Source organism: Lewinella sp. W8 (assembly GCF_004375085.3).
Taxonomy (GTDB): Bacteria; Bacteroidota; Bacteroidia; order Chitinophagales; family Saprospiraceae; genus Neolewinella.
In genome coordinates this window covers 119,827-142,403 of sequence record NZ_SNAQ03000002.1, presented here as the reverse complement: position 1 = coordinate 142,403, position 22,577 = coordinate 119,827, and the positions used below count along the sequence as shown (strand labels likewise).

23 protein-coding genes are annotated in these 22,577 nt (G+C 55.4%); 19 read left to right on the top strand and 4 right to left on the bottom strand.

The window, feature by feature from the left end; genetic code table 11:
- Window positions 1–30: 30 nt before the first annotated feature.
- The 3 genes from E1J53_RS03125 to E1J53_RS03115 form a co-directional block, all read right to left on the bottom strand.
- Window positions 31–1,125 carry a hypothetical protein gene (locus tag E1J53_RS03125; RefSeq protein ID WP_134271625.1) on the bottom strand — a complete coding sequence of 365 codons (1,095 nt, stop codon included), beginning with the start codon at window positions 1,123–1,125 and terminating at the stop codon, window positions 31–33.
- Between the two features lie 322 nt (window positions 1,126–1,447).
- Window positions 1,448–2,434, bottom strand: a complete 987-nt coding sequence (pfkA, locus tag E1J53_RS03120; RefSeq protein WP_134271626.1) for a 6-phosphofructokinase — start codon at window positions 2,432–2,434, stop codon at window positions 1,448–1,450.
- 81 nt (window positions 2,435–2,515) lie between these two features.
- A complete protein-coding gene (locus tag E1J53_RS03115; RefSeq protein WP_134271627.1) occupies window positions 2,516–3,361 on the bottom strand; it encodes a hypothetical protein in 846 nt (281 codons plus the stop codon).
- Between the two features lie 255 nt (window positions 3,362–3,616).
- Here E1J53_RS03115 and E1J53_RS03110 point away from each other — a divergent pair, with 255 nt between their 5' ends.
- Window positions 3,617–4,510, top strand: a complete 894-nt coding sequence (locus tag E1J53_RS03110) for a glycoside hydrolase family 73 protein (protein WP_134271628.1) — start codon at window positions 3,617–3,619, stop codon at window positions 4,508–4,510.
- A gap of 45 nt (window positions 4,511–4,555) precedes the next feature.
- On the opposite strand, the gene E1J53_RS03105 is transcribed toward E1J53_RS03110, so the two are convergent.
- Complete coding sequence (locus E1J53_RS03105) at window positions 4,556–5,350, bottom strand: alpha/beta fold hydrolase (protein WP_134271629.1); 795 nt, start codon at window positions 5,348–5,350, stop codon at window positions 4,556–4,558.
- A 305-nt stretch (window positions 5,351–5,655) separates the two neighbouring features.
- Here E1J53_RS03105 and E1J53_RS03100 point away from each other — a divergent pair, with 305 nt between their 5' ends.
- From E1J53_RS03100 to rplN, 18 genes are all read left to right on the top strand, one after another.
- Window positions 5,656–6,246 carry an HAD family hydrolase gene (locus E1J53_RS03100; RefSeq protein WP_134271630.1) on the top strand — a complete coding sequence of 197 codons (591 nt, stop codon included), beginning with the start codon at window positions 5,656–5,658 and terminating at the stop codon, window positions 6,244–6,246.
- Window positions 6,247–6,442: 196 nt separating this feature from the next.
- On the top strand, window positions 6,443–7,420 hold the full coding sequence (gene ftsY, locus E1J53_RS03095; protein WP_134271631.1) for a signal recognition particle-docking protein FtsY: 978 nt from the start codon (window positions 6,443–6,445) through the stop codon (window positions 7,418–7,420).
- Window positions 7,421–7,757: 337 nt separating this feature from the next.
- Window positions 7,758–12,026: a hypothetical protein gene (locus tag E1J53_RS03090; protein ID WP_134271632.1), complete on the top strand. Its 4,269-nt coding sequence runs from the start codon at window positions 7,758–7,760 to the stop codon at window positions 12,024–12,026.
- Between the two features lie 889 nt (window positions 12,027–12,915).
- Entirely contained in the window at window positions 12,916–13,290 is a 375-nt protein-coding gene (gene rpsL / locus E1J53_RS03085) for a 30S ribosomal protein S12 (protein WP_134271747.1), read from the top strand.
- Window positions 13,291–13,326: 36 nt separating this feature from the next.
- Window positions 13,327–13,803 (top strand): 30S ribosomal protein S7, encoded by a 477-nt coding sequence (gene rpsG, locus E1J53_RS03080; RefSeq protein WP_134271633.1) that lies wholly within the window; start codon window positions 13,327–13,329, stop codon window positions 13,801–13,803.
- 65 nt (window positions 13,804–13,868) lie between these two features.
- Window positions 13,869–16,001 (top strand): elongation factor G, encoded by a 2,133-nt coding sequence (gene fusA, locus E1J53_RS03075; protein ID WP_134271634.1) that lies wholly within the window; start codon window positions 13,869–13,871, stop codon window positions 15,999–16,001.
- A 102-nt stretch (window positions 16,002–16,103) separates the two neighbouring features.
- The gene (gene rpsJ, locus E1J53_RS03070) at window positions 16,104–16,412 is read left to right on the top strand and encodes a 30S ribosomal protein S10 (RefSeq protein WP_068216020.1); all 309 of its coding nucleotides are present in this window, start codon (window positions 16,104–16,106) and stop codon (window positions 16,410–16,412) included.
- A gap of 159 nt (window positions 16,413–16,571) precedes the next feature.
- Window positions 16,572–17,192 (top strand): 50S ribosomal protein L3, encoded by a 621-nt coding sequence (gene rplC, locus E1J53_RS03065; RefSeq protein ID WP_134271635.1) that lies wholly within the window; start codon window positions 16,572–16,574, stop codon window positions 17,190–17,192.
- A 51-nt stretch (window positions 17,193–17,243) separates the two neighbouring features.
- A complete protein-coding gene (gene rplD / locus E1J53_RS03060; protein ID WP_134271636.1) occupies window positions 17,244–17,870 on the top strand; it encodes a 50S ribosomal protein L4 in 627 nt (208 codons plus the stop codon).
- A gap of 11 nt (window positions 17,871–17,881) precedes the next feature.
- Entirely contained in the window at window positions 17,882–18,178 is a 297-nt protein-coding gene (rplW, locus tag E1J53_RS03055) for a 50S ribosomal protein L23 (protein WP_134271637.1), read from the top strand.
- Window positions 18,179–18,266: 88 nt separating this feature from the next.
- Complete coding sequence (gene rplB, locus E1J53_RS03050; protein ID WP_134271638.1) at window positions 18,267–19,103, top strand: 50S ribosomal protein L2; 837 nt, start codon at window positions 18,267–18,269, stop codon at window positions 19,101–19,103.
- 3 nt (window positions 19,104–19,106) lie between these two features.
- A complete protein-coding gene (rpsS, locus tag E1J53_RS03045; RefSeq protein WP_134271639.1) occupies window positions 19,107–19,370 on the top strand; it encodes a 30S ribosomal protein S19 in 264 nt (87 codons plus the stop codon).
- A 189-nt stretch (window positions 19,371–19,559) separates the two neighbouring features.
- Window positions 19,560–19,958 carry a 50S ribosomal protein L22 gene (gene rplV / locus E1J53_RS03040; protein WP_134271640.1) on the top strand — a complete coding sequence of 133 codons (399 nt, stop codon included), beginning with the start codon at window positions 19,560–19,562 and terminating at the stop codon, window positions 19,956–19,958.
- A gap of 3 nt (window positions 19,959–19,961) precedes the next feature.
- A complete protein-coding gene (gene rpsC, locus E1J53_RS03035; RefSeq protein WP_134271641.1) occupies window positions 19,962–20,708 on the top strand; it encodes a 30S ribosomal protein S3 in 747 nt (248 codons plus the stop codon).
- A gap of 402 nt (window positions 20,709–21,110) precedes the next feature.
- Window positions 21,111–21,530, top strand: a complete 420-nt coding sequence (gene rplP / locus E1J53_RS03030; protein WP_134271642.1) for a 50S ribosomal protein L16 — start codon at window positions 21,111–21,113, stop codon at window positions 21,528–21,530.
- A gap of 77 nt (window positions 21,531–21,607) precedes the next feature.
- On the top strand, window positions 21,608–21,868 hold the full coding sequence (rpmC, locus tag E1J53_RS03025; protein ID WP_134271643.1) for a 50S ribosomal protein L29: 261 nt from the start codon (window positions 21,608–21,610) through the stop codon (window positions 21,866–21,868).
- A 6-nt stretch (window positions 21,869–21,874) separates the two neighbouring features.
- Window positions 21,875–22,168 (top strand): 30S ribosomal protein S17, encoded by a 294-nt coding sequence (gene rpsQ / locus E1J53_RS03020; RefSeq protein ID WP_134271644.1) that lies wholly within the window; start codon window positions 21,875–21,877, stop codon window positions 22,166–22,168.
- 33 nt (window positions 22,169–22,201) lie between these two features.
- Window positions 22,202–22,570, top strand: coding sequence for a 50S ribosomal protein L14 (gene rplN, locus E1J53_RS03015; protein ID WP_134271645.1), 369 nt, complete (start codon window positions 22,202–22,204; stop codon window positions 22,568–22,570).
- Window positions 22,571–22,577: the final 7 nt, after the last annotated feature.

Genomic DNA, 22,577 nt, shown 5'->3' with positions numbered 1-22,577 from the left:
TTCTCGCGAGAAAAAGGACGGCAGATTTACTTACCCCATGGGGGCGCTGAAGGAACCGTTGAGCAGGTAGCGCATGATGAAGACCAGCGCAATGCTGATGACCAGGCCGAAGGTTACCTTGGCCAGGTCCATGCCCACCATTTTGAATACGTCGCGGTTCAGGCCCAGTGGACGTTCCCGCTCGTCGGCATCCGTAACTACGCCCACGCTCGTCGTTTCGTAGGGGACGACGTTGGGGACGCCCTGCAGCCGCCAGCGAATGGCGATCTCCCGCCCGGCCAGCAGGCCCAGGAAGACCCAGGTCGTAGACATCGGAACGTTGCTCAGGTCCTTGAAGATGAAGAGCAGGACACCGAAGGTGGCGTCGATGATGGTCGCCGAGCGCACGTCGTCGGTATTGGTTTTTACCCGGACGATTTGTTGGATGGCTCCGCCCCGCTGATAGAAAATCACTGCCAGCATACCCAGTAGGATGGCGAGGGAAACCACGAGTTCCAGTCCACTGATGGAACGGGGGAGGTAGACGTAGATGTTGGCGAAATCCTGAATGAGCCACTGACTCCAGAGGAAGCCGGTACTGGCCCACTGCAGGACGGTCCAGAGGCGTTCATTACCCGGGTTCATCCGTTGGGTGATGAACTTCTTTTCGATCGTCCGGGTGATCAGGAAGTACAGGGCAATGGCCACGAAAAAGGCCACGAAGTAACCGGAGACGGACTTGATCATCATGGCCTCCAGTCCCTTGGGTTTGAAGAAGGTCAGGATGAGAAAGGAAGTGGATACCGGAATCCCCGTACGGGTCAGGAGCATAAGCACCAGTGGGGGCAGTAGATAGGCCCAGCCGAAGTCCGGCTTGTCGATGGGGTTGCGGTATTTGGGGTTGTCCAGGCTGTACTCCGGAGGATCACCAATGAGGCGGGCGTAGCTGACGTCTCCGCCGTAGTGGTACCAGCCGTACACCAGGGTAGCGGTGAGGATGGAGCCGGCAAAAATCCACAGGACCCACCAGGGGCGGTGCTCGTTGGAGGTCAGATAAGTACCCAGCGTCTGGATAGAATCGTTACCAACAACGGCATAACCGGCCAGGATGAAGCCGGTCCACATTACGATAAAAGTGGCGTCCATGGGGGGAAGTTGAGTGAAATGGAGAAGATTAATCCATCAGCGCGCAAAAGTCGGTTGGAGACATTAACTGAATGTTAAGCCACTATGCGAATTGTTTTGCCCGGGGAGGGGTGCGGAAGTTGGGCGACTGGTGTCCACCCGGCCAATGGCCGGGGCACGCGCGGGTGCCGGGTGGGTGGGTAATGCCGGGCGAATACGAAAGGGCACGGCCTTCTGAAGGAAGGATTGCACCTGCGTCCGCGCCCTCGTGCTCTGCCGGAGTTTACGCCAAAGAAATTATTTACGATCAAGCACAACTTCCGGAAGCAGTGGAGCCGGAAGCCTAGATCGCCAGGATACTCGCCATTTTAATGAGCTCCTCCCGCGGGATTTTTTCCCGGCCGATGGACTCGTGGAAGGGGTAGCAGGTCGGCAGGTCGTTGACGACCCCGAGGGCAACGTTTTCCTTACCGTTGAGGAGTTCTTCCACGGCATTGTGTCCGAGGCGGCTGGCGAGCATGCGGTCAAAAGCGGTGGGGGAGCCTCCCCGCTGCAGGTGACCGATGACGGTTACTTTGGGTTCCATCATGGCGACCTCATCCTTTAGGGTGGCGGCGATGCCGGCGGCTCCACCCATGGGGTGGCCCTCGGCGACGATGATGATGCTGAACAGCTTACCCCGGGCCTTATTCTTGCGCAGCACGACCTTCAGGTCATCCATGCTGGTTTCTGCCTCGGGAATGAGTACGGCACTGGCGCCAGAGCCGATGGCCGTATGGAGGGCGATGTAGCCGGAGTTGCGGCCCATCACCTCCACGAAAAAGAGGCGGTTGTGGCTGTCGGCGGTATCGCGGATTTTGTCCACGGCATCGATGGCCGTGTTGACGGCCGTATCGAAGCCGATGGTGTAGTCCGTTCCGAACAAGTCGTTATCGATGGTGCCCGGCAGCCCGATGAAGGGGATGTTGTACTCTTCGCTGAATACCTGGGCCCCGGTGAAGGTGCCGTCGCCCCCGATGGCGATGCAGGCGTCGATATCGTAGGCGCGGAGGTTTTCGGCCGCCTGGGCGCGGCCTTCTTTGGTGCGGAAGCGCTCAGAACGGGCGGTTCTGAGGATGGTGCCTCCACGCTGGATGATGTTGGCCACGTCCCGGCGTTCCATCCGTTTGAAGTGTCCGTCAATCATGCCGTCGTAGCCCCGCTCGATACCGTAAACGTGTAACTTGTTCCAGGCGGCGGTTCTTACCACGGCGCGAATGGCCGCATTCATGCCAGGGGCATCTCCTCCGGAAGTGAAAACGGCGATGCGGCGAATATCTTTTCTGTCCATGCGATACTAGGAGTAGAAGTGAAGAGCAAAAATAATTAGTACAAGCGGGTTACTGATGGTTGGGTCCCGGAATTCGGGGCATCACATAATACGACGGTGGAAATCCGCGAGCGCCTCGATGGGCTTGTGCACGAAGCGGCCGGCCTGCATGTCTCGCTCGTGCAATGCGGCCAGTAGAATGGGCTTGAAGTGGAAGGCAATGGAGCCGATAAAATTCACCGGAACCTGAAGGTGCCCCCGGTACTTGCGCACGTGCCGGTCGAGGAATTCCCCAAAACTCTGGAAAACGATTTTCTGGATCAGCGGATGCTCGGCGTGCTCCCCCATAAAACGGGTGAAGCTGGCCAGATAGGTGTTGGGCGTGTCGGACTCGTATACCTTATCGAGGATGGTGGATTTGTCAATCGTGGTGTAACTTTCGAAGGCATCGTTGAGTTCGTCGTCCAGTTCCCGGTAAAAGTAAGCCCGCAGGAAGGCCTTGCCGATGTGGCTTCCACTGCCCTCATCACCCAGCATGAACCCAAGATTGGTCACGTTATCCGTAACGTCCTCCCCGTCGTAGAGGCAGGTGTTGCTACCCGTCCCGAGGATACAGGCGATGCCCGGCTCGTGCCCGCAGGTAGCCCGTGCGGCCCCGAGCAGGTCGTGCATGACGTGGACCTCCGCTTCGGGCCAGGCGTTCTTGAGGCAGTCAATGATCACCTTTTTGCGGCGGTAATCCCAACATCCCGCGCCGTAGTAGTGGACTTCCCGGGGCCGGAGGTCCGGCAGCAAATCTTCGGTTACCCGGCGTACCTCTCCGTAGAGCAGGTCCTGAGGATGGACGACCGGATTAAAGCCCTTAGTGTTGACAAATGAATTGGCTCCATCCTGGGCAAGCCAGGCCCAGTCGGTTTTAGTAGACCCAGAGTCGGCAATCAGCAACATAGCGGAATGATTAGGGGGGTGAAGGTAGTGTAAATTTTACACTAAGTACTTTCTTTTTCATCCCCGGAAAAGAAAATTTTGGGCGCAGGACCGGAAGATAAGCAACCATTTAATAGGATGGAAATACTGGATGAGCGGGGTCGTAAAAACAAAAAATGTTTTAAAATTTAGCGAATTGTTTTAAAATAAAATATTTTGTTTATTTTTGTTGCGACAGCAGGACACCACACTTTTCAGGTTGTAAAAACATCAGATATGTCTTCAACGAATAGCCCCAGAGCTACCCTGCTCGGCCGTTACCTGGCCAAAACCCTGGATTATACGGTGCACTACGCCGTGGAAATCTTTTTGATCGCCCTGATTATTTACCTCTGTGTCAGCCGTGGCCTCAGTGTTCGGGTAGACGTGTATGAACCACTGGAAGAGGGAACGGCCATGATTTCTGAGGCAAATTTAAGTCCCTGGCTTTCGGGCCTGGGGGACCGGGTGATGGCCCTGGCTACCGCCTGGCAGCAAACCAGTCCAACTAAATCATCTCCGGCAACTCCGCCCCCCGCTCAGTTGACGAAGGGCCACGATGATTTTAATGACGTGGCCGTCACCGATGACCCCGCCCCCCACATCAGTAATTTGACCCTGGTCTTGAGTCCGGACTACGGTGAACGGAAGGGCCTCTCGCCGGAAATTATTGAGGCCAAAAAGGATCGGGTAAAGAATTACCTCAAGCGCTACGCCAAAATTGCCCAACGGGAGATGGAGCAATACGGAATCCCCGCCAGTATCACCCTGGCGCAGGGGCTGCTGGAAAGCAATGCCGGAGACAGTAAGCTGGCCGTGAAAAGTAACAACCACTTCGGGATCAAGTGCAAAAAGAAGTGCCTGGGCTGCACCTGTAGAAACTACTCTGACGACAGTCGGTACGATATGTTTCGCGTCTTCGACTCCGCCGCGGAGAGCTTCCGGGAGCACAGTGAACTCCTGAGCATCTCCCGGTACGCCAAACTCAAGGCGCACGGAACGGACTACAAAAAATGGGCGCACGGACTGAAGAAGTGCGGCTACGCAACCGACCCCAACTACGGGAAAAAGCTGATTACGATCATTGAGAACCTCGAGCTAACCCAGTACGACAAGCAGGTAGCGCTATGATACCGCCCCGGGACGTATTCGCGATTTAGCGGGAGGGCATCAGACTCATTCACTGACGGGCTTACCCAGCCATTTGAGGACGGCGTCATTGAAACGCTGTACTTCCTCCAGATTACACAGGTGCCCGCACCCCTCCAGAATCACCAGTTCGGCGAGGTGCGCCTGGTTTTTGGTGAAGCGCTTGGCGGCATCCAGAAAAACGTGATCCTGCCCGCCCATGACGATGAGGCTGTTGGTCCGGAGTTTTCTGCGGTAAAAGCGACGCACCACCTGAAAGAAATCCCGATAAAGGCCCAGCCACTTCAGGAATTCAGCGGGGGTCAGTTTTTTTGACTGAAGTCGGTAGAGGCGTCGGCTGGGAGCGTGGTTTTCCCGGGGCAGCACGATGATGATGAAACTGTCATAAATCCAGCGGAAGGGAATGAAGTAACTCAGGAATTTTCCTGAATGGGCGAACAGGCGAATACGCCAGTCGGCCTTGAAAACCCCACCGGCCATGATCATGGACTGGATCATTTCTGGGCGGCGATCATCGAGGCGTTGCAGAATGATGCTGCCCAGGGAAAGGGCCAGGAAATGGGCTTTTTTCACCCCGACGTGATCGATGGTCCGCAGGATGTCGTCCGTCACGATGTCGAAATCATAGCTGGAATAATGGGGCTCCAGGTCCTTCGAATAACCGTGGTCCCGCATGTCGATGAGGAGAAGGTTAAAGAAGGGTTTAAAGGCTTTGACCTGATGTTTCCAGGTAACGGAACTGCCACCGGCGCCATGAATGAACACCATCCAGTCGAAATCATCGTCTTGATGATGAATTTTATGGTAGAGGATATCGGGCAAAATCCAGGGGTTGATGGGGTGGGGTGAAAATTTGGGCTAAAGTCAGGAGGCGATGGGTTGACCTCAGGTAGTGAGGGTGCAAGTTAAGCCTTTTGTTGGCTAGTGATGAGGACCGGGGGCCAATATTAAATGAACATTAAGCGCACGTCATTAATCCATTATATTGAAGGGAGATGGTTGTCAGGAGTATTCTTTATCAGGATTTTTGCAATTATTAGTGACGCATTCATGTTTCACTAATGCGGTCAACTGGTTGATCTCCTTGGTGAACCGTATAGTTACTTGTCTCAATCGTATCTCAGATAATGTCTTTCCCCAACCATGAACAGTTTCTTCAGTTGGCCATTTTTCGGCTGGAAGACGTCTGTGTGCGCGTGCAGGAAGGGATGGAATCTTTCATGCGAACGGCCGCCCTGGAGAAAGCGGCAGAAATTGAGGCTACCTTCCGGTGGTTGCGCCGCCGCGGGGTAAAGGTTTGCCTGCTCAGTGACTATGACCGGGAGACTACCGGGGTGCTGTTGAATCGCCTCAACTGGCAGGTGGAAGAAGACCGGTTGGTACAACTGGTGATCACCGACTATGAGAACCAGACGAATCCCATTCAGCGCGCGATGGACCTGGCGGGAATTACGTCTCCACGCTGCGTAGTCCTGGTGGCGGATACGCCCTCCCTGTTGAGACTCGGGCGCACTACCGGGGTATTCTTTAACCTGGGAGTCACGAGTGGCAGCCGCTCTTACCAGGCCCTATCCGGGGAGCCCCATCGGGACCTGCTGGACCACCCGGTGCAGTTACCCAATTATCTGCTGGCCAACCTTCCGGACCTGGATAACAAACGCCCGGGCCACGGCGGAATCCCCCGACTGATGCTTCCGATCCCCTTTATGGGGCAGTAAGCCTTCCTGATCGCATCTATTCTTGGCGGTGTCTTGTTACCTTTGCCGGAAGTACACCGCACCTCACCGGTGGTCGCTGCACCTGCGCGCATGCGCCCACACGTACACGAGCATTTTGCAAAGTGTCTGCAGACGGAATCCGGAGGAACCCTGGGTTGTGCTTCCTCGTCCTTCAACCGATAAGTTTATCATCGATATGAGTTTCTTTAAGAAGTTTTTTAACCAGGAGAAAAAGGAAGACCTTGACAAAGGCTTAGAAAAGACTAAGGCCGGCTTCTTTGATAAAATCACCCGCGCCGTTGCCGGAAAGGATAAAGTAGGCATTGAATTTCTGGACGAGTTGGAGATGATTTTGGTGTCCAGTGATGTGGGCATTGAAACCACGGTAAAGATCATTGATCGCTTTGAGGACCGGGTGAAGCGGGACAATTACCTTAATGCGGCAGAGCTCAATGAATTACTCCGGGACGAAATCGTTCAGGTACTGGCCGAGCAAAACGACATTGATTACGAAGATTACGTACTGCCGGAATCCGAAGAAGGCGTGCCGGCGATTATTCTCGTCGTCGGGGTTAACGGTGTGGGTAAGACTACCACAATTGGAAAAATTGCTCACCAGTACAAGCAAAGAGGCCATAAGGTCGTGCTGGGGGCGGCGGATACTTTCCGGGCTGCCGCAGTTGATCAGTTGAACATCTGGGCGGACCGGGTGGGCTGTGATTTCTATTCTAAAGGAATGAACACCGACCCCGCTGCCGTGGCCTACGAGACGGTGAAGTACGCCATTGACCATAAGTGCGACGTGGCCATCATCGATACTGCCGGCCGGCTGCACACTAAATTTAATTTGATGAAGGAGCTGTCCAAGATCAAGCGCTCCATCACTAAGGCACTGCCCTCGGCGCCCCATCAGGTGCTGCTGGTGCTGGATGCCACGACGGGACAGAATGCCATCGAGCAGGCCAAGGCCTTTACGGAAGCTACGGACGTGACGGCACTGGCGCTCACCAAACTGGACGGCACGGCCAAGGGTGGGGTCGCGATTGGTATTACGGATCAGTTCAAGGTGCCCATCCGCTACATCGGGGTAGGAGAGGGGATCGAACAGCTGCAGATATTCAACAAAAGGGCCTTCGTAGACAGCTTATTCGGGGACCAAATGAAAATTTCTTGAAAAAAAATTGGTCCAACTGTGCACATATCGTGAAAGAATGAGTTTTAGCCAACGAATCTGACCAACGAAAAAAGCCGAAGGCATCCGGCAAGACGCATTCGGCTTAATTTTTCTTGTGATGATTCTGCTTTTTCGGTTCTGCTGCGGCAACAGCGAGGATTGAAAAAGTGATCGATTTCTCTCTCTAATTCAGCTACCCTAATCAGTGAACGGGTCAGGGTTGCTGCGACATCACAATTTACACGATATGTCAAAAGTAAAGCATTTACTTTTGTTAGCACTGTGCACGCTAACATTCGCAATCTCTACTCTACGAGCACAAGGTACTACATACGAGGTGAATTATGCAAGTATCACCTTTGTTAATGTGGAACTCGGCGACGATTGTTCGCGCCCGATCCTCCCCAGTAATTTACTCTCCGGCAATGGAGACGTTGACGGGGACGGCCGCATCCCTCCGGCAGGAGCCTTTATTATTTCTATCGATGATGATAACCCCTCCAACGGTCCCATTCTGGACGGATGTGGGGAATTTGATTATGAGATCATCCCCAACCCCGACAGTACCGTGGTTGGGTTTACGTTTGGCAGCGGAACCATTACTTCGCGCGACGTAACGCCGCCCGTACAGTTCCTTACCGCCGCCTCCTACGGTCCATTTTTCTCGACCGAATTAGCGGATCTGACCATCAATACCTTACCCACCAGCGTTTCCCGCTCTTTTCGCGTGAACGGCTCAACGGGCTTCCCCATCATGGGAACCCTGGACCCGGCGCTGATGACGCGCCTGATTGCTGGCGGAGACATTCCTCGCTTCCTGGACGCCTGCTCCGATATCGACGTGACCGTCCGGGACGTGATCACCAACGAAGGCCCCTGTGAAGACATCATCATCACCCGTACTTTCCTGGCTTCCGATGAGGCCAGCACCTGCTCGGGACTGGATTTTGAGCCCGTCGTGGTGGAAGTATCCTACGATATTGTGCTCTTCCGCCCCGACGGTGGCGACGTTCAGGAGCCCCTGGACGTAGTGGGCGTATCGTGTGACGACCCGGACTTAGTAGAGGGAGTGTACCCGCTCCCCGAGCCCGAAGATTACCCCTTCATCGTAACGGCCGACGACGATACGATTTACCTGAACGTAAACTTTGGTAACGTGGGCGCTTCCTACAGTGACAGCGAGCCCATCGTGACCTGTAATGAGACCTATAAATTCGTCCGTACCTATACGGTCATCGACTGGTGTAACCCGGACAACGTACAAACCTTTTCCCAGCTGGTGAAGGTGGGAGATACGGATGGTCCCATCATCACCGTGCCCGTACAGGATAATGACCTGGACGGCGAGGCTGATGATGGTCCTTTGCTGTTTTCGACCAACGCCCCGGGCTGTGGTGCCTTCATCAACACCAATACCGGTGGCCTGCAGGTAACGGACGGTTGCTCCACGATTTCTTCCTTTACGGCTTACGTTCTGCTGGAGCAGGACCCCGAAAATCAGCTGGGGCCCATCAACGTACTGGCGCCCAACCCGGTTGATCGCCTGACGCCCTTCATCCCCCTCGGCCTGCATACCCTGCGGTACGTAGCCATCGACGATTGTGGCAACGAAAGTGTAGAGGAAGTGGACTTTGAAATTGTCGACCGTTCCGGTCCGGTCGTGATCGCCGAAAATGCCCTTAACGTAAGCCTGAGCAACAGTGGCTTTGCCGTCGTGCTGGCTACGGAAGTGGACCGCGGTTCCTACGATGACTGTTCGGAGGTTTTGCTGGAAATTGCGTTCGCTAACCCCAGCTCACTGCTGCCCATTGGTGCCTTTGGCCCCTCCATCACACTAACCTGTATTGACGTGGGGGCGGTACCCGTCATCCTGCGCGCCACCGACGCCAACGGCAACTCCAATACCCGGATGGCCATCCTGAACGTAGTGGATAACTCGGCTCCCATCTGTGTGGCTCCCGGCCCCATCACCCTGAACTGTAATGAAGCCGACGACATCCTGCCCGAAGACGTGAACGGTCTCTTTCAAGATGACCCCGAAGGGGTGGTGAACCTGTTCAACAACCTCTTCGGTGCGCCCACCAGCCTGGACAACTGCGGGAATGAAATTACCGCTCAGGACATCTTCTCCGACATCAACGACTGTGGAACGGGAACCGTAACGAGAACCTTTACCGTAACCGATGCCCGCGGATTTGTCTCCGCGCCCGGTTGCCAGCAGATCATCAGCATCGGTGGTATCCGCAGCTACACGGTGGCTTTCCCCGCGGATGCCCAGACAACCTGTGGCAACGTGCCCACCTACAATGACGTCATCATCAATGAGCTGGCCTGCGACAACATCGTTGCCAACATCTCCGTCGACACCTTCTTCTCCAACGCCGAAGAGTGCTTCAAGCTGCGGCGGACGATCGAAATCCTGAACTGGTGTGAGTACAACAGCTTCGGTGACTTCTACAATATTCCCCGGGATGCTGACTTCGACGGCAACTTCAACGAGGCCACTTACCTGCATATCGTACCCGGAGACAACATGGACGCCGATGATGACGTGGCCATCCTGGACCGCGATGCGGACCGGACGAACAACAACAGCATTCGCTTCCTCGATCCGGACGATGCCGCGAGCAACACCATGAATGAGGATACGGACAACGACGGCGACACCGGCTACGCCAACTCCGAAAGCCGGGGTGCCTTCCGCTATGTTCAGTACATCAAGGTATACGACAACATTGCGCCACAGATCACCAACATCTCTTCGGACATCGCCGAGAGCGAGGACTGTGAGGGAGGCGGCATCCAGATCGACTTCACGGTCTTTGACGAGTGTTCCCCCGATAACGTAACCGCAGTAGCCACCCTGGACATTGACTACGACGTCAGTAGTGGCTTCAACGCCGTCCGTGGCCTGACGGACGCGGAACTGATCAGCAACGGAGACGGCACCTTCAACGTGATTCTGGAGGACCTCCCGATCGGGCAGCACGCCATCCGGGTCCGTGGGTTTGACGGCTGCGGCAACACCAACGGTCGGGTAATTCCCTTCGACATCGAAGACAACTCGACCATAGCACCGATCTGTATCGAGCGACTGACCTTCGTACTGATGAACGACGGCAACGGTGGCGGAATGGCCATGGTGGAAGCCGACGACTACATCGTTGGCGTGAACGGCAACTGCAATAACCAGGAGATTCAGCTTTCCGTGTACCGGGAAGAAGGTGAAGCGGGCGTGCCGGGATTCGTTCCCCAGCCGGGCCGGCTGAGCTTCCCCGTAACCTGCGATGACCTGGGTGAACTGGACGTGCGGGTGTACGTGTTCGGTCCGAACGGACAGGGCGACTACTGTTCCACCACCGCCGTAATCGAAGCCTTCAACGAGGACATCTGCGACGGCGGCGGGCTGGGCTCCCTGGCGGGCTTCATCACCACGCCACAGGACGAACTGCTTCCGGACATGGAAGTACACATCTCCGACTACGGCAGCATGGACGACATGCAGTACACCGACGCCAACGGTAGCTTCCTCTTCGCCGGACTGGAGGTGGGTGGCCAGTACATGGTTCGTCCCGCAACCCACAACAGCGTTGACCTGAGCCGGGTAAAGACGAGTGACGTGATCAAGATCATGAGCCACATCCTGGGGACTCAGACGCTGAATAACCCGTACCTGATGCTGGCGGCGGACGCCACGGGTGACGGATTCATCAACGTAGCCGATATGGTGGCCATTCGCCGGGTGATTCTCGGGATCGATAATGGCTTCCCGAGCAGCCCCTCCTGGCGCTTCATCCGCCGCGACTTTAACCTGGACGGCCTCGCCGAAGGCTGGGACCCTTCCATCTTCCCGACGACCTTCGAGGTGAGTCCCCTGGACGGCCACAACCGGGAAGCGGACTTCGTCGCCATCGAAATCGGGGACGTATTCCTGGACGGTGGTGGCCGCGAGGCCGCGGAACTGACCGCCGAGGACTTAGTCATGCGGGCCGGTGATCGCATCAGCCTTCCCCTTACCGCTGATGGGGTCCAGGGCTTCCAGACGACGCTGGAAATGTCACCCGGACTGGTACTCGAAGGATGGAACTCCGACCTGATGGGTGCCGGTAACGTCAACGACCTGCGCATGAGTGAAGGTCTGCTCATGGTCAGCTACGACGGCCGGGAAGAAATGAAGGAAACGGTGGTACTCGAATTGAACCTCCGGGCTACCGAGGATCTCAGAATTAGTGATTACCTTAGCGCCTCCGACCTGGTGACCTTCTCCGAGGCCTACACTACGGACGGAGCTGCGGCTCAACTGAGTCTGAATTTTCGCCAGCAGACGGGCGGTGAGGGCATTGTCCTCCACCAGAACTTCCCCAACCCGGCTGCCGCTCAAACCACAATTGCATTCGACCTAATGAAGGCAGGCCCCGTGGGCCTGGAAATCCGGGACGTAACCGGACGCCTCGTCATGGCCCGCCAACTGGATGGCCATCGGGGAGAAAACCAGGTGCAATTGTCCATCTCCGACGACCTGAAAAATACGACCGGCGTACTGACCTACACCCTTACGGTGGGAGCAGAACGCCAGACCAAACGCATGACGGTGGTATCCCGCTAGGGGTTCCTCCGGGGCCGGATCTGCGGCCCGAATGAAGATTTAGAGAGTAGCGCGACCCTGCCGGACAATCCTGTTCGGTGGGGTTATGCTCTTTTAGGGGGGAGGGGAGAGGAGGATTCAGGTTTTAGGCTTGAGGATTTAGGGGGTGCCCTTCCCTGAATAGCGTTGACCGCTCGGAGAAGGAACCGGGAGGAAGCCAGCAATTGATTGAGACGTTGCACGTCGAGCCGCTCTCACTGTTGGAGTCTTCTTTCGTGTGCATGATAATTCCCGTAGCCGAAACCTCCGGAACAGGTTGCTCCGCAAGCCGGTCGTAAGACTTAAGAGAAGGAAGCCTAAACAGTGAAGGTGATTAGAAGAAGGAAGAAGAAAGAATGAAGGAGGAAGAATGAAGGAGGAAGAATTGGTAACCTCATGGAGCAGGTGTCTAAGGCAAAGGAGTTGAGGGAGCTCGTCCGCCCAAGTGCGAGGCACGAGCTGACTGGCCGGCCGAGCGAAGCGACACTGCTCCTCGCTCACCGCTCGGCACCTGCCTCCGGCCATAATCTCTGGTCTGGTGGTGGTTGGGCTAGCTTCCAGCGGTGAGGTAGTCAGTTGGCATCAATCTCCTGGCGGGGACCTTGTTTCCCTTCATTTCCTGGTACCCTGGTCTGAAAAAATTGTAACCTTATATATAAGGTCTCCGGGGAGGCGTATTAGCGGGAATGGCGGCCCAAACCGCAACGTTTTGGATACCAGTAGTGATTGGTGCCTGGTGGGGTGCCAAAAAAATGAATTCTCTGGGCGCTGTCGTTAGGATATGCAAAAAGAAAAGACTACCTTTGTGCTCGCTTTTTCAGGAGGTAGGCCTCTGGTGAACAAAAAAAGCGTATTAAAGCAAAGAAAACGTATGCCTACAATTAATCAATTAGTGCGTAAGGGGCGCAAGCAAATCGTGACGACCAGTAAGTCACGCGCCCTGGATGCTTGTCCGCAAAAACGCGGCGTGTGTACTCGTGTGTACACTACCACTCCAAAGAAACCTAACTCTGCTCTGCGTAAGGTAGCCAAAGTGCGTCTTACCAACGGGATTGAGGTGATCGCCTACATCCCCGGTGAAGGCCACAACCTGCAGGAGCACTCAATCGTACTGATCCGCGGTGGTCGTGTGAAGGACCTTCCCGGTGTACGGTACACGATTGTTCGTGGTGCCTTGGATACTGCCGGTGTTGCTGACCGTCGTCAGGCCCGGTCTAAGTACGGTGCTAAGAAGCCTAAGAAATAATCTGATTTACGTTTCATCTAAGAAACCGCTGAACAAATGCGTAAAAGAAAACCAAAAGTACGAGTCATCGCTCCCGATCCCCGCTACGGTGATCCCATGGTGACTCAGTTCGTCAACAATCTGATGCTGGCCGGTAAGAAGAGTACCGCCTTTACCATCTTCTACGATGCGATGGACATCATCAAGGAGAAAGTCTCCGGTGAAGAAATCGATGAGTACGAAGTATGGAAGCGTGCCCTGAACAACGCCATGCCTCAGGTGGAAGTACGTAGCCGCCGGATCGGTGGTGCTACCTTCCAGATCCCTACCGAAATCCGCGCCAAGCGTAAGATGAGCATCGGCATCAAATGGCTGATCAACTTCGCCCGCCAGCGCTCCGGTAAGGGCATGGCCGAGAAGCTGGCCAGCGAACTCCTCGCCGCAAGCCGCAACGAAGGCCTTGCCGTGAAGCGTAAGGAAGATACCCACAAGATGGCCGAGTCTAACCGGGCTTTTGCTCACTACGGTCGCTAGGCATCAATTCCTTACTTGCTTATCTCACATTCCCCCAACTAATCATATCCTAATTAGCTCCAACCATGGCTACGGATCTCAAATTCACCCGCAACATCGGTATCGCCGCGCACATTGATGCCGGAAAAACCACGACTACCGAACGTATTCTTTACTACACCGGTATTAGCCACAAGATCGGCGAAGTACACGACGGTGCCGCTACCATGGACTGGATGGAGCAGGAGCAGGAGCGTGGTATCACCATTACCTCCGCCGCTACCCACACCAACTGGAAGTGGAAGGATCAGGACTACACCTTCAACATCATCGACACTCCGGGTCACGTTGACTTCACCGTAGAGGTAAACCGCTCTCTGCGGGTTCTCGACGGTCTCGTGTTCCTGTTCTGTGCCGTATCCGGTGTAGAGCCTCAGTCGGAAACCAACTGGCGCCTGGCGGACAACTACAAAGTTCCCCGCATTGGCTTCGTAAACAAGATGGACCGTTCCGGTGCTGACTTCTTCAGCGTCGTTAAGGACGTGGAAGAAAAGCTCGGTTCCAAGTCAATTCCCCTGCAGGTTCCCATCGGCGCCGAAGAGCGCTTTCAGGGAGTCGTTGACCTCATCACGATGCAGCCCATCGTGTGGAACGAGGACGACATGGGAATGACCTTCGAGGTAGTGGATATGCCCGAGGATCTGGAAGACACCGTAATGGAGTGGCGCGAGAAACTGCTCGAAGCCGTGGCCGAATACGACGAGTCGCTGCTGGAGAAGTTCTTCGACGATCCCGACAGCATCACCGTGGAGGAAGTTCGCGCCGCCGTGCGTGACGCCGTAATGGACGCTGCTTTCGTTCCCATGATGTGTGGTTCTGCCTTCAAGAACAAGGGCGTACAGGCCGTACTGGACGCCGTTTGTGCCTACCTGCCCAGCCCGCTGGACGTTCCTCCCGTAACCGGTACCCACCCCGACGACGAGGAGAAAACCCTCGAGCGTAAGGCCAGCGTAGACGAGCCCTTCGCCGCCCTGGCGTTCAAGATTGCTACCGACCCCTTCGTAGGTCGTCTGGCCTTCATGCGCGTCTACTCCGGTAAACTGGAGGCTGGTTCTTACGTGAAGAATACGCGTTCCGGCAACAAGGAGCGGATCTCCCGTCTCTACCAGATGCACGCCAACAAGCAGCAGCAGATTGACAAGGTAGAAGCTGGTGACATCGCCGCTGCCGTAGGTTTCAAGGACATCCGTACGGGTGACACGCTTTGTGACGAAGCCAACCCCATCGTACTGGAATCCATGGTATTCCCCGATCCCGTAATCGGTGTTGCCGTTGAGCCCAAGACGCAGAAAGACCTCGACAAGCTCGGTATGGCCCTCGCCAAACTGGCCGAAGAGGATCCCACCTTCACCGTTAAGTACGACGAAGACACCAACCAGACGGTAATCTCCGGTATGGGTGAGCTTCACCTGGAAATCATCGTTGACCGCCTGAAGCGTGAGTTTAAGGTGGAGGCCAACGTTGGTGCCCCTCAGGTAAACTACAAGGAAGCGCTGTTCGTGGAAGTTGAACACCGCGAGCGCCTCAAGAAGCAGTCCGGTGGTTCCGGTCTGTTTGCCGACATGAGCTTCACGCTCGGCCCCGCCGACCAGGAGTTCCTGGACAGCGACGAGTTCAAGAGCGGTAAGGAGCGCCTGCAGTTCGTTTGGGACATCGTAGGTGGTGCCATCGACAAGAACTACCAGAAGCCCATCAAGGACGGTTTCACCTCCATGATGAAGAACGGTATCCTCGCCGGTTACAACATCGACAGCATGAAGGTGCGGGTATTCGACGGTGGTATGCACTCCGTTGACTCCAAGCCGATTGCCTTCGAGCTTTGTGCCAAGGAAGGTTTCAAGGCCGCTGCTCCCAAGTGTAGCCCCAAGCTGCTCGAACCCATCATGGACGTAGTGATCACTACGCCCGAGGAGTACACGGGTAACGTAATCGGTGACCTCAACCGTCGCCGTGGTCTTCCCCGGGGTCAGGAGCCCGTATCTGGTGGTGCCGTGCGGATTTCCGCTGACGTGCCCCTGAGCGAAATGTTCGGTTACGTAACTGACCTGCGTACGATCACTTCTGGCCGCGCTAACTCCAGCATGACCTTCAGCCACTACACTGAGGCTCCTCAGGGTATCGCGAAGGAAATCATGGAGAAAGCCAAGGGCGAAGCATAAGTAATTAATCATTCTCCCGGATCGGCAACGATCCGGGAGAATTTCACAATCATGACCTTCGGAAAGCCGCTCGGTCTACTCTTTTGAAAATTTTAATCTGGCATGAATCAGAAAATTCGCATCAAACTGCGGTCTTACGATCATAACCTGGTGGACAAGTCTACCGAGAAGATCGTCAAAACCGTAAAGAACAGTGGGGCCATTGTTACCGGTCCGATTCCGCTGCCCACCGAGAAAGACATTTACACAGTGCTGCGTTCGCCGCACGTGAATAAGAAATCCCGGGAGCAGTTTCAGTTGCGCACGCACAAGCGCCTGATCGAAATCTACACTCCTAACCAAAAGACGGTAGACGCGCTTTCCAAGCTCGAGTTACCCAGTGGTGTAGACATTCAGGTGAAGCTTACCTAATCATTGGCGCATCACTTTAGTTTTTACTTCTCTCCATTGCGGAAGAAGTAGGGATAACCATATTAGCTAACTGTTCCCTCCCCGGTTGAACCCGTGGGACGGAATTTTTCTCGCCCGCTCCGTATTATTTCAGGATGGCGAAGAATAAATTCAAAACCAATGAACGGAATTATTGGTAAGAAGGTAGGAATGACTTCCATCTTCGACGACGCAGGTCGCAACGTGGCTTGTACCGTCATTGAGGCTGGTCCTTGTGTGGTTACACAGGTTAAGACCGACGACTCAGATAACTACAACGCGCTCCAGCTCGCTTACGGCGAACGCAAGGAAAAGAACACCAGCCAGCAGATGGCCGGCCACTTTAAGGCCGCCGGTACCACGGCTAAGGCCGAGGTGGTGGAATTCCGCGACATGGACGTGGAAAAAGTACTGGGAGACACCGTAACCGTAGACGAAGTATTCGTGGAGGGCGACCTGCTCGCCGCCGTAGGAACTTCCAAGGGTAAGGGCTTCCAGGGTGTAGTAAAGCGCCACAACTTTAAGGGGGTGAACGACGCTACTCACGGTCAGCATAACCGCCAGCGTGCCCCCGGTTCTATCGGTGCGGCCAGCTACCCTGCCCGGGTATTCAAGGGCATGCGGATGGCCGGACGTGACGGAGGTGGCCGTGTAACGGTTAAGAACCTGCGTGTACTCAAGGTATTCCCCGAGCGTAACCTCATCCTCATTAAGGGTGCCGTACCCGGCCCCAAAGGTGGAACCGTAATCCTGCACAAATAATTTAATTCGCCGATCCCGCTACGTATAAGTAAGGATCGTAAATAGATAAACATGAAACTGCAAGTTCACAGCGCACAGGGTAGCAGCACCGGCCGTGAGGTAGAACTGCCCGAAAACATTTTCGGCGTAGAGCCCAACGAGCACGCCGTGTACCTGGCCGTTAAGGCTTACCTGGCCGCTCAGCGCCAGGGTACCCACAAGGCAAAGGAGCGTGGCGAAATCGCCGGTTCCACCAAAAAGCTTCACCGTCAGAAAGGTACGGGGGGTAGCCGTAAGGGTGACATCAAGAACCCGCTGTTCCGTAGTGGTGGCCGCATCTTCGGTCCCCGCCCCCGCAACTACGACATCAAGCTGAACAAGAAAGTACGTCAGGCCGCCAAGGCTTCCGCACTTTCTACCAAAGCTGGTGAAGGTAAACTCATGATCGTAGAGGACTTGAGCTTTGAAGCTCCCAAGACCAAAGACTACCAGAACTTCCTGACCGCCGTTGGCGCCAGCGAAGGAAAGGTCCTGCTGATCACGGCTGACAACGCCCCTAACGTGTACCGGAGCAGCCGCAACCTGCCCCACAGCCACGTCATGAGCGCCGGCGAAGTAAACACCTACGAACTGATGAAGGCCAGCACGGTCATCGTTGCCGAAGGTGCAATTGAAAAACTCAAAGAGCAATTCGCTTAAAGTATACTCAGATGGCTAAGCAAATCATCATCAAGCCCGTCGTATCCGAGAAAGCTGAATTGCTTTCTGAAGATGCCCAGCAGTACACCTTCGTGGTGGCTAAGACGGCCAACAAGATTGAAGTTCGTAACGCAGTGGAAGCTCGTTACGGCGTGACGGTAGACCGCGTGAACACGATGGTCATGCCCGGAAAAACCAAGAACAGATCGACCAAGTCCGGAATCATCCGCGGTCGGGTACCCGCCTTCAAGAAGGCCGTCGTTACCCTGATCGAAGGTGACACCATCGACTTGTACAACGAATTATAAAAACACCGGAAGGTGGGGAGCCGCGGACTTCAGTCGATCGTAGTGCCGTGCTTTTGCTCCGATATCTTCCGGATCAACCAGTGCAATAATGCCAATTAAGAAGTTTAAGCCGGTTTCCCCAGGTTCCCGCTTTCACGTTGGTACCAAGTTCGACGAACTGACCACCGACAAGCCGGAAAAAAGCCTGCTGGCCCCCCTCAAGAAGAGTGGTGGCCGTAACCGCACGGGTAAGATGACCGTACGCCAGCGTGGTGGTGGTCACAAGCGCCGTTACCGTATCATTGATTTCCGCCGTGACCTGGACGGTGTTCAGGCTGAGGTAAAGACGATCGAGTACGATCCGAACCGCACGGCCTTCATCGCCCTGGTAGAATACACCAACGGTGAGAAGCGCTACATCCTGGCTCCTCAGGGCCTGAAGGTGGGCGACAAGCTCGAGTCCGGTGCCAACGCTGCCCCCACGACGGGGAATACGCTTTTCCTCGCCGATGTGCCCCTGGGTTCTCCCATCCACGCCATTGAGCTGCAGCCCGGAAAGGGTGCCGCCCTGGCGCGTAGTGCCGGCACGAACGGTGTCCTGATGGGTAAGGAAGGAAAGTACGTATCCGTGAAGCTGCCCAGCGGCGAGGTGCGTCGTATCCTGAAGACCTGCCGTGCTACCATCGGTAACACGTCTAACCCCGACCACGCCCTGCGCGTTTCCGGTAAGGCCGGACGTAGCCGCTGGTTGGGTCGTCGTCCCCGCGTTCGCGGTGTAGCCATGAACCCCGTCGATCACCCGATGGGTGGTGGTGAAGGTCGCGCTTCCGGAGGTCACCCACGCAGCCGTACGGGTATTATGGCCAAGGGTCAGAAGACGCGTAACGTCAACAAGGCGAGTAACAAATTGATCATCAGCCGTCGCAAGACGAAGAATAAGAAATAATCCATGGCACGTTCGCTTAAGAAAGGTCCTTACGTATTTCACCGTCTGTACGACAAAGTTGTCAAGGCACAGGAAGGTGGCCGCAAGGGCATGATCAAAACCTGGTCTCGCGCCTCCATGATCGTTCCCGACATGGTGGGTTTGACCATCGCCGTTCACAACGGTAAGACGCACGTTCCCGTCTACGTTACGGAGAACATGGTAGGGCACAAGCTCGGTGAGTTTGCCCCCACGCGTTCATTCCGTGGCCACGGTGGTAAAAAATAATTAATTGGCGCGAACGCAGGTGCCAAGATTTCCGGTCCGGCCGGGTAGAGACAAGGCATGCCTTGTCTCTGCATTGCCAAACCGAACAATTTTGCACCCGCGCCGCGTCGCCCTAATGAGTGAAGGTAGAGTGTGACCTCGTCCGTACCGGGCCCGTTGCACTAACCCGTTCCCTCGAAATATTTCATAATGGAAGCAGTAGCAAGTTTAAACAGCATCCCGATGTCCGTCCGCAAGATGCGGTTGGTCGTGGACCTGATCCGCGGTAAGGAAGTAGGGGAGGCACTGAGCATCCTGGAATACAGCAAGCAGGAAGCCGCCATCTGGCTGAAGAAGAACCTTCTTTCGGCCGTCGCCAACTGGGAATACAAAACCGGAGGATCAGAGAGCGCCGACGAGTATGGCCTTTTCGTATCCGAGGCTTTTGCCGACCAGGGCGCGCAAATCAAGCGTTTCCGTCCGGCCCCCCACGGCCGTGCGCACCGGATTCGTAAGCACAGTTGCCACATCACCATCAAGGTGTCCAACGCCAAGCCGCTCCCCAGCGAAGCTAACGTGGACGCAGAACCCGAAACCGTAGAAGAATAAGCCATGGGCCAGAAGACAAATCCAATTGGTAACCGCCTTGGTTACATTCGCGGGTGGGACAGCAACTGGTATGCTGACAAAGAGTACGCCGCCAACGTCATTGAAGACGAGAAGCTGCGTCAGTACCTCGGTACCCGTATCGAAAAGGGTGGTATCGCCCGCATCATCATCGAGCGTACGCTGAAGCGGGTAACGCTGACGATCCACACCTCCCGTCCCGGTATCATCATCGGTAAGGGTGGCCGTGAGATCGAACAGATTCGTCAGGAACTTCACCGTCTGACGAAGAAGGATATCCAAATCAACATCATCGAGATCCGCAAGCCGGAGCTGGACGCCAACATTGTGGCCGAAAGCATCGCCAAGCAGATCGAAGCGCGGATCAACTACCGCCGGGCCATCAAGACGAGCATCGCCTCCACGATGCGCGCCAGCGCCGAAGGCATCAAGGTTCGTATTTCCGGTCGTCTGAACGGATCCGACATGAGCCGGACGGAAGAGTACAAAGAGGGCCGTACGCCCCTGCACACTTTCCGTGCCGACATCGACTACGCCCACAAAGAAGCCCACACCGTTTACGGTCGTATCGGCATCAAAGTGTGGCTGTGTAAGGGTGAGGTACTCGGTAAGCGGGACCTGAACCCCAACGCCGGCCTGGCTACCAAAGGCAACGATCGCCGCGGTGGTGGTCGTGACCGTGGCGGCCGTGGTGGCCGCGACCGTGGTGGTCGCGGTGGTAACCGTCGCTAGTAGCCCCGTCGGGTAGTGCAGCGACTTCAGCGCTACCCCTACCGAAACACAAGCATCAATGGGATGCCATTTGGCCTAACCCATTGAATTTACGAGCGGGCTTCGTTGCCCAGCTGAGACTCAACCGCCCCTGGCGAGAGTACGATTGACCGGACATTATCAAGAAGCTTCTTGCGCTGATGTCCAACCCTCCGAAAGCAGGGCGATAGCGGACGATGATGCGTCGCTATCGGCTTGCTTTCGGATTTAAAAGCGAGGCAGCGCGAAATAAATACATTTTGCGCTTCTCGCTTTTCAAAGTGACGGGAAAACCGTACCTTTGCCCCGCTCTAGCCGGACCCTCGGCAAAATGCGGGCGTAAATGATTGATTTTTCAGTCTTTTACCCACAAAAAAAATAATCATGTTACAGCCGAAAAGAACGAAATACCGCAAGCAGCAGAAAGGTCGCAACCGTGGCCTGGCGCAGCGTGGTAATCGGGTGAACTTCGGATCCTTTGGCCTGAAGAGCCTGGGGACCGGCCGGATCACCAACCGTCAGATCGAGGCCGCACGTATTGCCATGACGCGCTACATGAAGCGTGAGGGTAAAGTGTGGATTCGGATTTTCCCCGACAAGCCCATCACCAGCAAGCCTTTGGAGGTACGTATGGGTAAGGGTAAGGGTGCCCTGGATCACTGGGTAGCCAACGTACAGCCTGGTCGTATTCTCTTTGAGATGGACGGTGTACCCCGCGAAGTTGCCGAAGAGGCGCTGCGTCTGGCGGCACAGAAGCTCCCCGTACTGACCAAAATTGTCACCCGGGTAGACTACGTTGACTAAGCGTAACCGGAATCATTAACAAATTAGCTAAGACCGCTCCCGACAAAGTCGTGGACGTAGCAAAATAAGCAAAACTGATGGCGAGTAATAAAACAGTCGAGTTGCGCAATGCTTCGGACGCCGATCTGCAGGATCAGCTGACGGAGACTTCCGCAAGCCTCGAAAAAATGAAATTCGACCATACCGTTAACGGTATCGAAAATCCGCTCCAGCTGCGTGCGATTCGTCGCGACGTAGCCCGGATCAAAACTGAGATCCGTCGTCGCGAGCTTGAGAGCCTGTCCGCCGAGGACGTGGCCAAGCGCGATCGTATCCGTAATCGTCGTCGTAAAAAGTAATTAAGCATGAGCAACGAGGTAACGCCCCAGCAGGAAACTGCCGCTCCCGGCCGTAACGAGCGTAAGACGCGTGACGGTATTGTGGTGAGCAACAAGATGGACAAGACTATTGCCGTCGCCATTCAACGTCGTCTTCAGCACCCGATCTACGGAAAGTACGTGAAGAAAACGACGAAGCTCATCGCTCACGACGAGAACAATGAGTGCAACATTGGTGACACAGTGCGCATCATGGAAACCCGTCCCCTGAGCCGCCGCAAGCGCTGGCGTCTGGTGACCATTCTGGAAAAAGCCAAGTAACCTTAATCGTTCACGGCAAAAAAATAGCTAGTCATGATCCAACAGGAATCACGGTTGCGCGTAGCCGACAACAGCGGTGCTAAGGAAGTACTCTGTATTCGCGTACTTGGCGGCTCTAAGCGTCGCTACGCCAGCATCGGCGATCAGATCGTCGTATCGGTTAAGGAAGCTTCTCCGGGCGGAAACGTCAAAAAAGGCTCCGTTTCAAAGGCCGTCGTCGTACGTACGAAGAAAGAAATTCGTCGTAAGGATGGCTCCTACATTCGTTTTGATGACAACGCCGTGGTATTGCTCAACGCCAACGAAGAGCCCCGCGGTACCCGCATCTTCGGCCCCGTGGCCCGCGAACTTCGCGACCGCGACTACATGAAGATCGTTTCACTGGCCCCCGAAGTACTCTAAAGCGGGC

Bases quoted from the DNA above. Each gene is read 5' to 3' on its own strand.
- E1J53_RS03125 (WP_134271625.1), bottom strand. From the start codon at position 1,125: ATGGACGCCACTTTTATCGTAATGTGGACCGGCTTCATCCTGGCCGGT.
- pfkA (WP_134271626.1), bottom strand. From the start codon at position 2,434: ATGGACAGAAAAGATATTCGCCGCATCGCCGTTTTCACTTCCGGAGGA.
- E1J53_RS03115 (WP_134271627.1), bottom strand. From the start codon at position 3,361: ATGTTGCTGATTGCCGACTCTGGGTCTACTAAAACCGACTGGGCCTGG.
- E1J53_RS03110 (WP_134271628.1), top strand. From the start codon at position 3,617: ATGTCTTCAACGAATAGCCCCAGAGCTACCCTGCTCGGCCGTTACCTG.
- E1J53_RS03100 (WP_134271630.1), top strand. From the start codon at position 5,656: ATGTCTTTCCCCAACCATGAACAGTTTCTTCAGTTGGCCATTTTTCGG.
- ftsY (WP_134271631.1), top strand. From the start codon at position 6,443: ATGAGTTTCTTTAAGAAGTTTTTTAACCAGGAGAAAAAGGAAGACCTT.
- rpsL (WP_134271747.1), top strand. From the start codon at position 12,916: ATGCCTACAATTAATCAATTAGTGCGTAAGGGGCGCAAGCAAATCGTG.
- rpsG (WP_134271633.1), top strand. From the start codon at position 13,327: ATGCGTAAAAGAAAACCAAAAGTACGAGTCATCGCTCCCGATCCCCGC.
- fusA (WP_134271634.1), top strand. From the start codon at position 13,869: ATGGCTACGGATCTCAAATTCACCCGCAACATCGGTATCGCCGCGCAC.
- rpsJ (WP_068216020.1), top strand. From the start codon at position 16,104: ATGAATCAGAAAATTCGCATCAAACTGCGGTCTTACGATCATAACCTG.
- rplC (WP_134271635.1), top strand. From the start codon at position 16,572: ATGAACGGAATTATTGGTAAGAAGGTAGGAATGACTTCCATCTTCGAC.
- rplD (WP_134271636.1), top strand. From the start codon at position 17,244: ATGAAACTGCAAGTTCACAGCGCACAGGGTAGCAGCACCGGCCGTGAG.
- rplW (WP_134271637.1), top strand. From the start codon at position 17,882: ATGGCTAAGCAAATCATCATCAAGCCCGTCGTATCCGAGAAAGCTGAA.
- rplB (WP_134271638.1), top strand. From the start codon at position 18,267: ATGCCAATTAAGAAGTTTAAGCCGGTTTCCCCAGGTTCCCGCTTTCAC.
- rpsS (WP_134271639.1), top strand. From the start codon at position 19,107: ATGGCACGTTCGCTTAAGAAAGGTCCTTACGTATTTCACCGTCTGTAC.
- rplV (WP_134271640.1), top strand. From the start codon at position 19,560: ATGGAAGCAGTAGCAAGTTTAAACAGCATCCCGATGTCCGTCCGCAAG.
- rpsC (WP_134271641.1), top strand. From the start codon at position 19,962: ATGGGCCAGAAGACAAATCCAATTGGTAACCGCCTTGGTTACATTCGC.
- rplP (WP_134271642.1), top strand. From the start codon at position 21,111: ATGTTACAGCCGAAAAGAACGAAATACCGCAAGCAGCAGAAAGGTCGC.
- rpmC (WP_134271643.1), top strand. From the start codon at position 21,608: ATGGCGAGTAATAAAACAGTCGAGTTGCGCAATGCTTCGGACGCCGAT.
- rpsQ (WP_134271644.1), top strand. From the start codon at position 21,875: ATGAGCAACGAGGTAACGCCCCAGCAGGAAACTGCCGCTCCCGGCCGT.
- rplN (WP_134271645.1), top strand. From the start codon at position 22,202: ATGATCCAACAGGAATCACGGTTGCGCGTAGCCGACAACAGCGGTGCT.